13 protein-coding genes and 1 riboswitch are annotated in these 12,837 nt (G+C 51.0%); of the genes, 12 read left to right on the top strand and 1 reads right to left on the bottom strand.

Features of this window, described 5'->3' with window-relative positions:
- Positions 1-207 precede the first annotated feature (207 nt).
- The gene (locus OGY09_RS03995) at positions 208-1,470 is read right to left on the bottom strand and encodes an IS1380-like element ISEcp1 family transposase (RefSeq protein WP_000608644.1); all 1,263 of its coding nucleotides are present in this window, start codon (positions 1,468-1,470) and stop codon (positions 208-210) included.
- A 264-nt stretch (positions 1,471-1,734) separates the two neighbouring features.
- On the opposite strand from OGY09_RS03995, the gene pduF reads away from it, so the two are divergent.
- The 12 genes from pduF (at position 1,735) to OGY09_RS03935 (ending at position 12,833) form a co-directional block, all read left to right on the top strand.
- On the top strand, positions 1,735-2,544 hold the full coding sequence (pduF, locus tag OGY09_RS03990; RefSeq protein WP_003030258.1) for a propanediol diffusion facilitator PduF: 810 nt from the start codon (positions 1,735-1,737) through the stop codon (positions 2,542-2,544).
- A gap of 203 nt (positions 2,545-2,747) precedes the next feature.
- Positions 2,748-3,659: a transcriptional regulator PocR gene (gene pocR / locus OGY09_RS03985; RefSeq protein WP_003834122.1), complete on the top strand. Its 912-nt coding sequence runs from the start codon at positions 2,748-2,750 to the stop codon at positions 3,657-3,659.
- A gap of 332 nt (positions 3,660-3,991) precedes the next feature.
- Positions 3,992-4,166: riboswitch (cobalamin riboswitch) on the top strand.
- Positions 4,167-4,254: 88 nt separating this feature from the next.
- On the top strand, positions 4,255-5,634 hold the full coding sequence (locus tag OGY09_RS03980) for a cobyrinic acid a,c-diamide synthase CobB (RefSeq protein WP_032943895.1): 1,380 nt from the start codon (positions 4,255-4,257) through the stop codon (positions 5,632-5,634).
- A complete protein-coding gene (gene cbiB / locus OGY09_RS03975) occupies positions 5,631-6,590 on the top strand; it encodes an adenosylcobinamide-phosphate synthase CbiB (RefSeq protein WP_032943894.1) in 960 nt (319 codons plus the stop codon). The genes OGY09_RS03980 and cbiB overlap by 4 nt, the downstream gene beginning before the upstream one ends.
- A gap of 10 nt (positions 6,591-6,600) precedes the next feature.
- Entirely contained in the window at positions 6,601-7,233 is a 633-nt protein-coding gene (locus OGY09_RS03970; RefSeq protein ID WP_032943893.1) for a cobalt-precorrin-8 methylmutase, read from the top strand.
- Positions 7,230-8,366 (top strand): cobalt-precorrin-5B (C(1))-methyltransferase CbiD, encoded by a 1,137-nt coding sequence (gene cbiD, locus OGY09_RS03965; protein ID WP_032943892.1) that lies wholly within the window; start codon positions 7,230-7,232, stop codon positions 8,364-8,366. The genes OGY09_RS03970 and cbiD overlap by 4 nt, the downstream gene beginning before the upstream one ends.
- Positions 8,360-8,965, top strand: a complete 606-nt coding sequence (locus OGY09_RS03960; RefSeq protein ID WP_003834111.1) for a cobalt-precorrin-7 (C(5))-methyltransferase — start codon at positions 8,360-8,362, stop codon at positions 8,963-8,965. The genes cbiD and OGY09_RS03960 overlap by 7 nt, the downstream gene beginning before the upstream one ends.
- Positions 8,955-9,524 (top strand): decarboxylating cobalt-precorrin-6B (C(15))-methyltransferase, encoded by a 570-nt coding sequence (locus tag OGY09_RS03955; protein ID WP_008785138.1) that lies wholly within the window; start codon positions 8,955-8,957, stop codon positions 9,522-9,524. Before OGY09_RS03960 ends, OGY09_RS03955 begins: the two co-directional genes overlap by 11 nt.
- Positions 9,517-10,290 carry a cobalt-precorrin-4 methyltransferase gene (locus OGY09_RS03950; protein ID WP_003030275.1) on the top strand — a complete coding sequence of 258 codons (774 nt, stop codon included), beginning with the start codon at positions 9,517-9,519 and terminating at the stop codon, positions 10,288-10,290. The genes OGY09_RS03955 and OGY09_RS03950 overlap by 8 nt, the downstream gene beginning before the upstream one ends.
- Positions 10,271-11,326 (top strand): cobalt-precorrin 5A hydrolase, encoded by a 1,056-nt coding sequence (gene cbiG, locus OGY09_RS03945; RefSeq protein ID WP_003834107.1) that lies wholly within the window; start codon positions 10,271-10,273, stop codon positions 11,324-11,326. Before OGY09_RS03950 ends, cbiG begins: the two co-directional genes overlap by 20 nt.
- Positions 11,326-12,051, top strand: a complete 726-nt coding sequence (locus OGY09_RS03940) for a precorrin-3B C(17)-methyltransferase (RefSeq protein ID WP_032943891.1) — start codon at positions 11,326-11,328, stop codon at positions 12,049-12,051. Before cbiG ends, OGY09_RS03940 begins: the two co-directional genes overlap by 1 nt.
- The gene (locus OGY09_RS03935; protein WP_048216008.1) at positions 12,048-12,833 is read left to right on the top strand and encodes a cobalt-precorrin-6A reductase; all 786 of its coding nucleotides are present in this window, start codon (positions 12,048-12,050) and stop codon (positions 12,831-12,833) included. Before OGY09_RS03940 ends, OGY09_RS03935 begins: the two co-directional genes overlap by 4 nt.
- Positions 12,834-12,837 lie beyond the last annotated feature (4 nt).

Here is a 12,837-nt window from a genome sequence, read left to right as displayed (position 1 = left end):
CCTAAATTCCACGTGTGTTTTTTATTAGCTTCAAAAATCACTATTTCACGAAGAATTTAGACTGCTTCTCACACATTGTAACATTATTTACAACCACCTTTCAATCATTTTTGATAAATCATTGATTTCATCTTTGCTGCAATGATACTTAATAAACTCTGCAAGTTATCCACAGAGCAACACTCAATTTTATTGATGATATTCTTATTATACCAGACATTTTTCATACACTCCCTTGTACGGATAGTTTTCCGACAACTTCATGATTACATATCTTGCGGTTTTGATTATTTTTGCTGCAAGAAATACATACTTCAAACGAAAGGTCTTTATTTGCTGTCTGTATTCTGAAGAGTCCAAGGAATCAAACTTGAACAACAAAAATAGGTTATATGAAAGCATCATCATTTGAAACACGGCTTCATTCGCCCAAAATGACTTTAGCAAGAGATGACCCACCGCCATGTCGTATTTGGCTTCTTTGATATAGTTTTCAGCATTACCACGCTTTTCATAGTATATAACTACTTTTTCAGAAAGCAAGGTAGTATTTGTTACAAAGAAAAAGTAGTCGTATTCGGAACCTTCTAAAAGTGATAATTGTGCTCTTTCTTTTTCTGGTTTCAGTACGCGAGATACGACAAATCTTCTGTCTTTTTCCCATTTAACTAATTTTGTATACAGTTCTGTAGTTTCTCTACCTTCTTCTCCTTTAACGAATACAATTGATGAATTCGTTGCTTGTGAGGTGAGTGTAGAATAACTTTTGGCTTTAATTAAATATTTGCATCCAAGAGATTCTATCGTTTCGATAATTTTTTCATCAAAGTAGCCACTATCCATTCGAAATAAAATTTCTAAATCGTCTGATTTGATGTTAGCAACAATTTCTTTGATCATTTCCGCAGCACCGTTTGCAGTGTAAGTATTGCCACTTCTTACAAATCCGGTAACATATGCTTTTAATTCGTCGCAAAATGCAAATTGGATATTGTAGCATCGGTTTCCCAGTTTCTTAGGATTATATCCTTTTGACGCACCTTCTTGATGACCTTCTACGTTAATTACACTACTATCAATATCAATCGTAATGGATGTCAATTTACTTTTAGTGAGCAGTTTTTTAAAGACTTTAAAATTAATGTCTCTAAACATTTGGGTTGTCTTGAAGTTGAAGTTTCCTAGAAACCGTGACACTGTTTCAGGTTCTTTTACGGAAATATCAAACTCGTTGACGAGGGGATCATTTTGAAGTAGCTTTAGACGTTCTAACTTATCAATGCCAATGAAGTGACCGCAGAGCATGGTCTTTATATGATTCATCTTGATTTTATTTGTTGAGTCATTATCAAATACGAGGTCATTTTCAATAAAATCAAAAATCCCATTGCTTTTTGCATTCTCAAGGAGCAGAAAAAGACCTGCATTTGATGTTAGATTCTTAGCTTTGAAATCAATTTTATTAATCATAATTAGAACCCCTTTTTACTACTTTTCTTACTATTATTTTACCATATATCGAGTCATAAAAGCTGATAATTTAACATATTTTTGAGCACTTTTCTTTCACCCAATGGGTGAAAGCTGAATTTCGAAGGAATGCATATTTATCAAGGCTTTGATTATGCTTTTTGAAGTACTGACGTAGAATCTAGGTAGTAAGCCTTGAAGTAATCTTCCTGCCAGCAAGGAGTCCGCTGGTAAAGACACGAACTCTGCTTAGAAGGTGTCACAATGAACGATTCACTAAGAGCGCAATGTATTGCTGAGTTTTTAGGTACCGGACTATTTTTGTTTTTTGGTATTGGGTGCCTGAGCGCCCTGAAGGTCGCGGGTGCCAGTTTGGGATTGTGGGAGATCTGCATCATATGGGGCTTGGGGATCTCGCTTGCAGTTTACCTGACAGCCGGGATTTCTGGGGCCCATCTCAACCCCGCTATTACCATCGCACTTTGGTTGTTTGCCTGTTTTCCGGGTCGTAAGGTACTACCTTATTCTGTCGCTCAGATAGCGGGGGCCTTTGGTGGCGCTATGCTGGCCTATTTGTTGTACGGCAGCTTATTTATTGAGTATGAATCAGCCCATCAAATGGTACGCGGCAGTCTGGAAAGCCTGCAACTTGCCAGCATTTTTAGTACGTATCCTGCCGCCGCACTGAGTGTCTGGCAGGCCGCACTGGTCGAAGTGGTGATTACCTCCATTCTGATGGGGATGATTATGGCGCTAACGGACGACGGTAACGGTGTTCCCAAAGGCCCGTTAGCACCACTGCTGATTGGTATTCTGGTTGCTGTTATCGGCGCATCAACCGGTCCACTTACCGGCTTTGCGATGAACCCGGCACGTGATTTTGGTCCCAAATTGTTTGCCTGGATGGCCGGGTGGGGTGATGTTGCGATGACCGGGGGGCGCGATATCCCTTATTTCATCGTGCCGATTGTGGCACCCATCATCGGTGCCTGTGCGGGCGCAGCAATTTATCGTTATTTTATTGGTAAAAATTTACCGTGTAATTCGTGTAAGTTGGAGGAAAACGAGAGCTAGCTTCACGAAAGATGTTTATTATTGAAAGGTAAAAACTGTTTTCGTGATCCGGTTTCCTGAACGGCTTAAAAAGTCTCCCAACAATGGGAGACTTTTGTTATGTTCAATGCTGACTTTCATCAGAGCGCTGGATCGCGAGATGAAAATGAATGTGTGAATAATATGTTTTATTTATAACAATAAATTAACTGAGAGGTTTTATCATGATTTCTGCGAGTGCCCTGAACTCAGAACTCATTAATAAAATCGCACAGGATTTTGCACAGGCCACCAGTCTGGCTGTTGTGGTTGTCAATATTCACGGTGATGAAATTTCTGAGCTTTTTAATTTCACTCCTTTTTGCCAGTTGATGCGCCAGCATCCTCAGCATAGTACGCGTTGTCGTATGAGCGACCGCTGTGGAGGGTTGGAAGCCTCTAAATCCGATCAACCCTGTATTTATCGCTGCCATGCCGGGCTTACCGATTTCTCAATTCCGCTGGTCATCGCGGGACACCTGGTAGGGTTCGTGCTTTGTGGACAAGTACGTTTAAGTAACGATGTAGGCCTCGTTGATATTCTGAACGTCGATGACCGCTGGCAAGCCGATCCAGAGCTGGTAAACGAGTTCCGTAATGTACCTGAAATGGACTATTCTCGCGTCATTGCTTCAGCGGATTTACTCAAGCTCATCGTCGAAAATTGCCTTAAGAAACAACTTAATTTTGTTGTTATCAAAGATAACCCGCAGCAGTCAGAGCCGGTACGCGCTAACCGTAGTACTAACCCTCATGACAGTAAAATGAAAAAAGCCCTGCGCTATATTGATGCACATTTATCAGACGATCTACGTCTGGAAGATGTTGCCTCTCATGTTTTCCTTAGCCCGTACTATTTCAGCAAATTGTTCAAAAAATATCAGGGTATTGGTTTTAACGCATGGGTAAACCAGCAAAGAATGGCCAGTGCCAAAGAGCTGCTTTGTCACAGTGACTGGAGCATAGCCAGCATTGCGCGTAATTTAGGCTTTTCGCAAACAAGTTATTTTTGCAAAGTTTTCCGCCAAACCTATCAGGTTACGCCGCAGGCATTTCGCCAGCAAATAAATGTCATTTCACGCGGTGAATCCGCTTAAATAGCAATATTTTGCTATTGCCGATTTTTGATATCGGGCGCTATGTTAGTCATTATAAAATGAAATGTGACAACAGCAGTCAATAAATTGTCATAGCGCAACAAAATAATGGTATTAGAGGGATAAACTGCACCAGTTTTTATTTTTGTGATGAGATACAGTGTCTGTGTGAATGACTTTCTTTATTCTTAGCTGATACTTTCATTCAAAAAGTGAACGTATGAATAAGTGGGTTAAGGCCAGAAAATTGGCTGAATGAACTCGGAAAGATATTAAATTGAATTATTGTCATGAGGTCGTGAATTTACCTCATAACAGAGAGCTTAATTAACCAGGCTCTTGAACTGACAGGTTTGCCACATTTGTGGTAGGGAAGGGGGTGAGAATCCCCCGCAGCCCCCGCTGCTGTGATGCTGACGACCCCGTATGGACCACTGATCGCAAGATTGGGAAGGACGGGTGAGGATGACGCTAAGCCAGAAGACCTGCCTGTCAGTGACTACCAACAACTTCGGTGGGAAGTGGGTGGTTCAGATGCATACAGTCGAGAGACTGGGTATCTCTACACCCCTACCACCCTGAACAGGATCAGGGTATGGCGGCCAATTTTCACGCATTTGTTCTTGCAGGTACCGGAAGCGGCTGTGGTAAAACCACGGTGACGCTGGGCTTGTTGAGCTTGTTGAAAAAACGCGGTTTGCGCGTCCAGCCTTGCAAAGTGGGTCCTGATTACCTTGATACCGGCTGGCATACAGCGGTATGCGGTACCGCTTCCCGCAATCTTGATAGCTTCATGCTTCCCGTCCCCACGCTGAACGCTCTATTCAACGAGCAGATGCAACATGCGGATATCGCCGTTATTGAAGGTGTTATGGGGCTGTATGACGGCTATGGTACCGACCCAAACTACTGCAGCACCGCCGCGATGGCTAAACAGTTAGGCTGTCCGGTCATCTTACTGGTTGATGGCAAAGCCGTTTCCACTTCAATCGCCGCAACGGTAATGGGTTTTCAGCATTTTGATCCCACCCTGAACATCGCCGGGGTTATTGTTAATCGGGTTAACAGCGAAACGCATTACCAGTTACTGAAAGTCGCAATCGAACGTTACTGCGATGTACCCGTCTTGGGCTACGTACCCCGTATGGATGGGGTTGCCCTTCCCGAACGTCATCTGGGTTTAGTAACCGCACGTGAGTCGGTTATCAATCAGCAACCGTGGCAGGCTTTTGCCGCGACGCTGGAGCAAACCCTTGATATCGACGCGCTTCTGACATTAAGCCAGTCAACCAATCTTCCTGCTGGCGAATGGCCCGCGCTTCCTGCCGCAGACGCCGGAGCAGGGCTAACGGTTGCCATTGCCGATGACGAAGCCTTCAACTTCTACTACCCGGATAACATTACGCTGCTGGAACGTACGGGGCTTAAAGTTGTCCGTTTTAGCCCGTTGCACGACACCTGTTTACCGGACTGTCAGATGATCTGGTTAGGTGGCGGATATCCAGAGCTACACGCTGCGGCGCTGGCTCGCAATGTCTCGATGCTGAATCAACTGCGAGAGGCACATCAACGTGGCGTCGCGATTTATGCAGAGTGCGGGGGGCTGATGTATCTCGGCAGTTCGCTTGAGGACAGCAACGACGATACCTGGCTGATGGCGGATATCATTCCCGGCCACAGCAAAATGGGGAAACGTCTGACCCGATTTGGCTACTGCGAAGCGCAGGCCGCGCAGCAAACATTGTTAGCTGCAGAAGGCGAAGTGCTGCGCGGACATGAATTCCACTACTCCGATTTTACCCCTGAAACGCCAGCGGTGATGAACTGTCGCAAAGTGCGCGATGGTAAAACGCTGCAAGCCTGGTCCGGCGGCTGGCAGGTCGGAAACACCTTTGCCAGCTATCTACACGTTCATTTTGCTCAACGTCCGCAGATGCTTAACCATTGGCTGGCAGCCGCGAGGAGTGCGCTATGACGATCCTTGCATGGTGTGTTGCCTGGCTGCTTGATTTTATCATCGGCGATCCGCAGAACTGGCCACATCCGGTGCGCTGGATTGGCAATCTGATTTCTGCCGTGCAGCGAGTTATTCGGCGTTATTGCCATAGCGACCGTGCGCTGCGCATCGGCGGCGCGGTGATGTGGATTGTGGTGGTTGGTCTGACCTGGGCTGTGTCCTGGGGCGTGCTGGCACTGGCAGAATCTATTCATCCCTGGTTGGGGTGGGTGGTAGAGGTATGGATGATCTTTACCGTGCTGGCCGGACGCTGCCTGGCAAAGGCCGCGCAGGATGTCGAACGTCCGCTACGGGCCGGTGACCTTGCTGTGAGTCGGGAAAAATTGTCATGGATTGTGGGGCGTGATACCTCACAGCTGCAACCGCAGCAGATCAATCGCGCGGTGGTGGAAACCGTGGCTGAAAACACCGTAGACGGCATTATCGCGCCGTTGTTCTTTCTCCTCCTCGGCGGTGCGCCCCTGGCGATGGCCTACAAAGCGGTAAACACCCTTGACTCCATGGTGGGTTACAAACATGAAAAATACCGCGCTATTGGTATGGTCAGCGCGCGTCTGGACGATGTCGCGAACTTTATTCCTGCAAGACTGAGCTGGCTGCTGCTGGGCGTGGCGGCATTTTTATGCCGTAAAGACGGCTCGCGAGCTTTACAGATTGGCTGGCGCGATCGCTACAACCACAGCAGCCCAAACTGTGCGTGGTCAGAGGCATCTGTAGCCGGGGCATTAGGCATTCGGCTGGGTGGTCCTAATGACTACTTTGGCGAGCGCGTTGAGAAACCGTGGATCGGTGATGCACAACGCGACATTTCGGTAGACGACATTTCCCATACGATTCGACTGATGTGGGTGGCATCGACGTTGGCACTGGCGCTGTTTATTGCGCTGCGGTGGCTGTGGGTCGGTGTAGCCTGAGGACAACATAATGCAATACATCCAGCAACCCCAGGCGATTGAAGCCAAAAGTTTCGACATTATTGGCAAGATCATCCGTGAAACCCGTCCGGACTATCAGTTTGCCAGTCCGTTACATGAAGCCATTATCAAGCGGGTTATTCACACGACGGCAGATTTCGACTGGCTGGACATTCTGTGGTTTTCCAGTGATGTGCTGGAGCAGTTTTGTGCGGCGCTTAGCCGTTCGAGCGTGATTTACACCGACACCACGATGGCGCTTTCCGGGATCAATAAAACGCTGCTGGCAAAATTCGGCGGTGAATGCCGCTGCTACATCAGCGACCCGCGGGTTGTGCGTACGGCAAAAGAGCAGGGTATTACCCGGTCCATGGCGGCAGTCGACATTGCGGTGAAGGAAGAGGGGGAAAAGTTGTTTGTCTTTGGCAACGCGCCGACTGCGCTGTTCCGCCTGCTTGAGCATGATGTTGCCGTCAGCGGTGTGGTGGGTGTACCGGTCGGGTTCGTTGGTGCTGAAGAGTCGAAAGATGCCCTGACCCAAAGCAATTTGCCCGCCATTGCAGCGTTAGGCCGCAAAGGGGGAAGCAACGTTGCCGCCGCTATCGTCAACGCCATGCTTTATCACATGCAGGGGGCGCGATGAGCGAGGCCTTCGATACGCCGGTGTGGCACAACGGTAAAGCGCTGCGTAAAGGATATACCACGGGATCGTGCGCCACGGCGGCGGCAAAAGTTGCCGCGTTGATGGTATTGCGCCAACACCTCATCCATCAGGTTTCCATCGTGACGCCTTCCGGGGTGACGCTGTGCCTGAACGTGGAGTCACCGCATATCGAAGGGCAGCAGGCAATAGCGGCCATCCGCAAAGACGGTGGAGATGATGTGGACGCCACCCACGGCATGCTGATTTTTGCTCGCGTGACGTTAGACGATAGTGGCGTGATTGCCTTACAGGGCGGTGAAGGGGTCGGTACGGTAACCCGCAAGGGGATTGGCCTGCCGGTGGGCAGTTCGGCGATTAACCGTACACCTCGCCAGACCATTGAATCAGCCGTCCGCGAAGCGATTGGCCCAAATCGTGGGGCGCAGATTGAAATCTTCGCGCCAGAAGGCGAAGAACGGGCGCAAAAAACCTACAACTCTCGCCTTGGCATTCTTGGCGGCATTTCGATTATCGGCACCACGGGTATTGTCACGCCGATGTCAGAAGAGAGCTGGAAGCGTTCACTGTCGCTTGAGCTGGAAATTAAGCGGGCGGCAGGGCTGGAGCGTGTTGTACTGGTGCCGGGAAACCACGGCGAGCGTTTTGTGCGCGAGCAGATGGGTATCGACACCCAGGTTGTGGTCACCATGAGCAACTTTGTCGGTTACATGATTGAAGAAGCCGTACGTCTGGGGTTCCGGCAAATCGTGCTGGTGGGACATCCAGGCAAGCTCGTCAAAATCGCGGCGGGGATTTTCCATACCCATAGCCATATTGCCGATGCCCGCATGGAAACGCTGGTGGCTCACCTCGCGCTACTTGGCGCACCGCTGGAACTGCTGACGTTGGTCAGCGAGTGCGATACCACCGAAGCGGCGATGGAACATATCGAGGCGTACGGCTTCCAGCACATTTATGACCATCTGGCTCAGCGCATTTGTATGCGTGTCCTGCAAACGCTGCGCTTTACCAAAAATCCCCCGACCTGCGATGCCATCATGTTTTCTTTTGATAATCAGGTTCTTGGAAGTAATCGTCCGGTCGCAGAGATTGCTGAGGAGATGCAATGTTAACCGTTGTAGGGATGGGCCCCGCCGGTTTGCATTTGATGACGCCTGCGGCACGAGAAGCGGTCGCGACGGCGGATGTTCTGGTCGGTGGAAAGCGGCATTTGCAGCAATTCCCGGATTTTGCCGGTGAACAGTTTGCTCTTGGCGCCAATATCCCGGAACTCCTGAGCTGGATTAGCGCGCACCAGGAGAAGCATGTTGTGGTACTGGCGTCTGGCGATCCCCTGTTTTACGGCATCGGGACGCGCATGGTGGCGCATTTTGGTATTGAGAATGTGCGGATTATTCCCGGCATTAGTGCGGTGCAGTACCTGTGCGCGCAGTCCGGTATTGATATGAACGATATGTGGCTGACCAGTAGCCATGGCCGCAGCGTCTGTTTTGATGAGCTGGCGCGACATAACAAGGTGGCGATGGTGACTGATGCGCTGTGTGGCCCGCGTGAAATCGCGCAGCAGCTCATTGCCCGAGGCAAGGGGCATCGCTGGATGGTGATTGGCGAAAACCTGGCGATGGAAAACGAACAGATCCATTTCCTGCCTGTGCGTGAAGTTAACGCTGACTATGACATGAATGCAGTGGTGATCCTTGATGAAAGATGAGCTGTTTCTGCGTGGAGAGAAAGTGCCGATGACCAAAGAAGCGGTACGCGCACTTGCCCTCTCAAAACTTGAATTACACCGCGCCAGTCACCTGATTGATATTGGTGCCGGAACCGGCAGCGTGTCGATAGAGGCGGCGTTGCAATATCCCGGATTACGTGTAACGGCCATCGAACGTAACCCGGCTGCGCTCAGGTTGCTGGATGAAAACCGCCAGCATTTTGCCTGCGCAAATATCGATATTTTTCCCGGCGTTGCTCCCATGACCATCGCGGAAAAAGCCGATGCCATTTTTATGGGCGGCAGCGGCGGCCATCTGACCGAACTGATTGACTGGTCGATGCGCCAATTGCATCCCGCAGGGCGTTTGGTAATGACGTTTATCCTCCAGGAAAACCTCAACACAGCGCTGGCACATCTGGATCATCTTGGCGTACAGGGAGTGGATTGCCTGCAGCTACAGGTTTCCTCGCTTACCACGCTTGGCAATGGTCACTATTTTAAACCGAATAACCCCGTATTTGTTATCGCCTGTCAGAAGGAAGGAAACCATGTCTGAGATTTTTGATCCCCGTAGCGTGTGGTTTGTTGGCGCAGGTCCTGGCGATCGCGAGCTGATTACCCTCAAAGGTTACCGGTTGCTGCAGCAGGCGCAGGTTGTTATCTACGCCGGATCGCTGATTAACACTGAATTGCTGGAGTATTGCCCTGCCGGTGCTGAATGTCACGACAGTGCCGAACTGCATCTGGAGCAGATCCTTGATCTGATGGAGGCCGGAGTGAAAGCGGGCAAGACCGTTGTGCGCCTGCAAACCGGTGATGTCTCGTTGTACGGTTCCGTACGCGAGCAGGGTGAGGAGCTGACCAAACGCGGGATTGACTGGCAGGTGGTGCCCGGCGTCAGCGCGTTCCTCGGCGCGGCGGCGGAGCTGGGCGTGGAGTACACCGTACCTGAAGTTTCACAGAGCCTGATTATTACGCGCCTGGAAGGCCGCACCCCGGTACCAGAGCGTGAACAGCTGGAGTCTTTTGCCAGCCACCAGACATCAATGGCTATTTATCTTTCCGTCCAGCGCATTCATCGGGTGGCTGAGCGTCTGATTGAAGGCGGCTATCCGGCGACCACGCCCGTGGCGGTGATCTATAAAGCGACCTGGCCGGAAAGCCAGACCGTGCGCGGGACCCTGGCGGATATTGGCGACAAGGTTCGCGATGCGGGCATCCGTAAAACGGCCCTTATTCTGGTCGGTAATTTCCTGGGCTCGGAGTATCACTACTCCAAACTCTATGCGGCGGACTTTAGCCATGAATACCGTAAAGCCTGAGTCAATTGCGCTTTTTTGCCTGACTCCTGGCGGCGTTGTGCTGGCGAAACGTCTGGCAGCCATGCTGCCGGTTACCTGTTTTACCAGTGAAAAGCTGCTGGAGGAGGGGTTTATTCCCTTTGAAAACGGCTTTGCGAATACCGCCCGCGAAGCTTTTACGAATTACTCGGCGCTGATTTTTATCGGTGCGACCGGTATTGCGGTGCGCGTACTGGCCCCGCTGGTCAACGACAAGTTTTGCGATCCGGCGGTGGTGGTCATTGATGAACGTGCCCAGCATGTCATCAGCCTGCTCTCCGGCCACGCGGGCGGTGCCAATGCGTTGGCGCGTTATCTGGCGGGCATGTTGGGCGCTGACCCGGTTATCACTACCGCGACGGATGTGAACGATATGGCGGCACTGGATACGCTGGCATTTCAACTGAATGCCCGGATGAGTGATTTCCGTTCGGCGGTGAAGATCGTGAATCAGATGCTGGTCAGCAATAAGCGGGTTGGTCTGTGGTGGGATGACGAACTGACGCAGGATGTCAGCCATTGCGACCGGCGCGGATTTATCACGGTTACCGATCTCAACCAGCTCCCTGAACTGGATGCGTTGGTGTGCATCACCTTACGTACCAATTTACCTGACCTGCCTGTTCCGCACTGGAAGTTGGTGCCACAGCGGGTTGTGGCCGGAATTGGCTGTCGCCGTGATACGCCGTTCCCTCTACTGGCTGCGCTGCTTGCCCGGCAACTTGAAGCTCAACAGCTTGATCCGTTGGCGCTAAAAGCGATTGGCAGCATCACGCTGAAAAAAGATGAACAGGGACTTATCCAACTGGCTTCGTGCTGCCGCGTTCCTTTCGAAACATTTACCGCTGACGCGCTGCGTGAGCATGAGCACCGTTTTCCGGCCTCATCGTTTGTTCGCAAAACGGTGGGTACAGGAAGCGTTTCCGGTCCTGCAGCCTGGCTGTTGAGCCACGGAAAACTGTTAGGCGAGACCCTGCGAGAACAGGGCGTCACTATCACTTTGGGAGTTTCACACTGATGTTAAGCGTAATTGGAATTGGACCTGGCTCGCAGGCAATGATGACCATGGAAGCCGTTGAAGCACTGCAGGCAGCGGAAATCATCGTTGGCTATAAAACCTACACCCATCTGGTAAAAGCGTTCACGGGTGACAAGCAGGTGATCAAAACCGGAATGTGCAAAGAGATTGAACGCTGCCAGGCGGCGATCGAACTGGCACAGGCGGGTCACAACGTGGCGCTGATCAGTAGCGGTGACGCGGGGATTTACGGTATGGCCGGGCTGGTGCTCGAACTGGTCAGCAAGCAAAAGCTGGATGTTGAGGTCAGGCTAATACCTGGCATGACCGCCAGCATTGCCGCCGCCTCTTTGCTGGGCGCGCCGTTGATGCACGATTTCTGCCACATCAGCTTAAGCGACTTGTTAACGCCGTGGCCGGTTATCGAAAAACGCATCATTGCCGCCGGTGAGGCAGACTTTGTTATCTGTTTCTACAACCCGCGCAGTCGGGGTCGCGAAGGTCATCTGGCGCGCGCATTTGAACTGCTTTCCGCCAGCAAAAGCGCACAAACGCCGGTGGGTATTGTGAAGTCTGCCGGACGTAAAAAGCAGGAAAAATGGTTAACCACGCTCGGTGAAATGGATTTCGAACCGGTTGATATGACCAGCCTTGTGATCGTGGGTAACAAAACAACCTATGTTCAGGACGGCCTGATGATCACGCCACGAGGTTATGTGCTGTGAATTACGGTGATGTGCTGGTCATGGGCGGTACGAGCGATGCGCGCATGCTGTGCCAGCAACTGGATGCGGCAAACGTGGCCTACACCCTGTCAGTTGCAACCCCAACAGGGAAACAACTGGCGGGAGACATCAAAGGCCAGGTGCGCTGCGGGCGTCTGGAGCGCGAACAAATGATTGCCTGGCTACAGGAAAACCGGACGCGCTGGGTGATCGATGCCTCGCATCCGTACGCCGAGGTGGTGAGCCGCAACATCATGAGCGCCTGCGAAGCGGCGGGCGTACTGCTGAGCCGCTACCAGCGCCCTGAGCAGTTGAGTGGTTTAACTCACCCGCACCTGTATACCGTACAAAGCATTCCGCAAGCCTGTGAGGTGGCGCGACGCTTCGGCGATCGTGTGCTGTTGACGACCGGCAGTAAAGATCTGGCCATCTGGCGCGAAGGGTTGCCTGAAAAAACGCTGCTGGCGCGCGTTCTGCCTGTTCCTGAGGTCATTCAGCAATGCGCGGATCTGGGATTTGGTGTCGGTGAAATCTTCGCACTGTGCGGGCCGTTTAGCGCCGAGTTCAACGCTGCGTTTTATCGCCAGTGCCAGGCTGATGTGGTGATCACCAAAGCATCTGGCGCTGAAGGGGGTTATCAGGAAAAGGTTCAACCCTGTCTGGATGCCGGAATCCCCTGCATTGTGATTACACGTCCGGCACCGTTGGTGACGGGAGAAGAGTTACTGGAAAGTCAGGCCGCCTTTGGGGCGCGTTTAACGCGCTGGCTGGCCACTGCTTAAGGAG

The organism is Citrobacter sp. Cpo071 (assembly GCF_030332765.1).
GTDB classification, from domain to species: domain Bacteria; phylum Pseudomonadota; class Gammaproteobacteria; order Enterobacterales; family Enterobacteriaceae; genus Citrobacter; species Citrobacter portucalensis.
This window is presented reverse-complemented; position numbering and strand designations above follow the sequence as displayed.

Excerpts from the sequence above, each read along its gene's own strand:
- pduF (WP_003030258.1), top strand. The coding sequence starts at position 1,735 with ATGAACGATTCACTAAGAGCGCAATGTATTGCTGAGTTTTTAGGTACC.
- OGY09_RS03940 (WP_032943891.1), top strand. The coding sequence starts at position 11,326 with ATGTTAAGCGTAATTGGAATTGGACCTGGCTCGCAGGCAATGATGACC.
- OGY09_RS03995 (WP_000608644.1), bottom strand. The coding sequence starts at position 1,470 with ATGATTAATAAAATTGATTTCAAAGCTAAGAATCTAACATCAAATGCA.
- pocR (WP_003834122.1), top strand. The coding sequence starts at position 2,748 with ATGATTTCTGCGAGTGCCCTGAACTCAGAACTCATTAATAAAATCGCA.
- cbiD (WP_032943892.1), top strand. The coding sequence starts at position 7,230 with ATGAGCGAGGCCTTCGATACGCCGGTGTGGCACAACGGTAAAGCGCTG.
- OGY09_RS03980 (WP_032943895.1), top strand. The coding sequence starts at position 4,255 with ATGGCGGCCAATTTTCACGCATTTGTTCTTGCAGGTACCGGAAGCGGC.
- OGY09_RS03955 (WP_008785138.1), top strand. The coding sequence starts at position 8,955 with ATGAAAGATGAGCTGTTTCTGCGTGGAGAGAAAGTGCCGATGACCAAA.
- OGY09_RS03950 (WP_003030275.1), top strand. The coding sequence starts at position 9,517 with ATGTCTGAGATTTTTGATCCCCGTAGCGTGTGGTTTGTTGGCGCAGGT.
- OGY09_RS03970 (WP_032943893.1), top strand. The coding sequence starts at position 6,601 with ATGCAATACATCCAGCAACCCCAGGCGATTGAAGCCAAAAGTTTCGAC.
- cbiB (WP_032943894.1), top strand. The coding sequence starts at position 5,631 with ATGACGATCCTTGCATGGTGTGTTGCCTGGCTGCTTGATTTTATCATC.
- OGY09_RS03960 (WP_003834111.1), top strand. The coding sequence starts at position 8,360 with ATGTTAACCGTTGTAGGGATGGGCCCCGCCGGTTTGCATTTGATGACG.
- cbiG (WP_003834107.1), top strand. The coding sequence starts at position 10,271 with ATGAATACCGTAAAGCCTGAGTCAATTGCGCTTTTTTGCCTGACTCCT.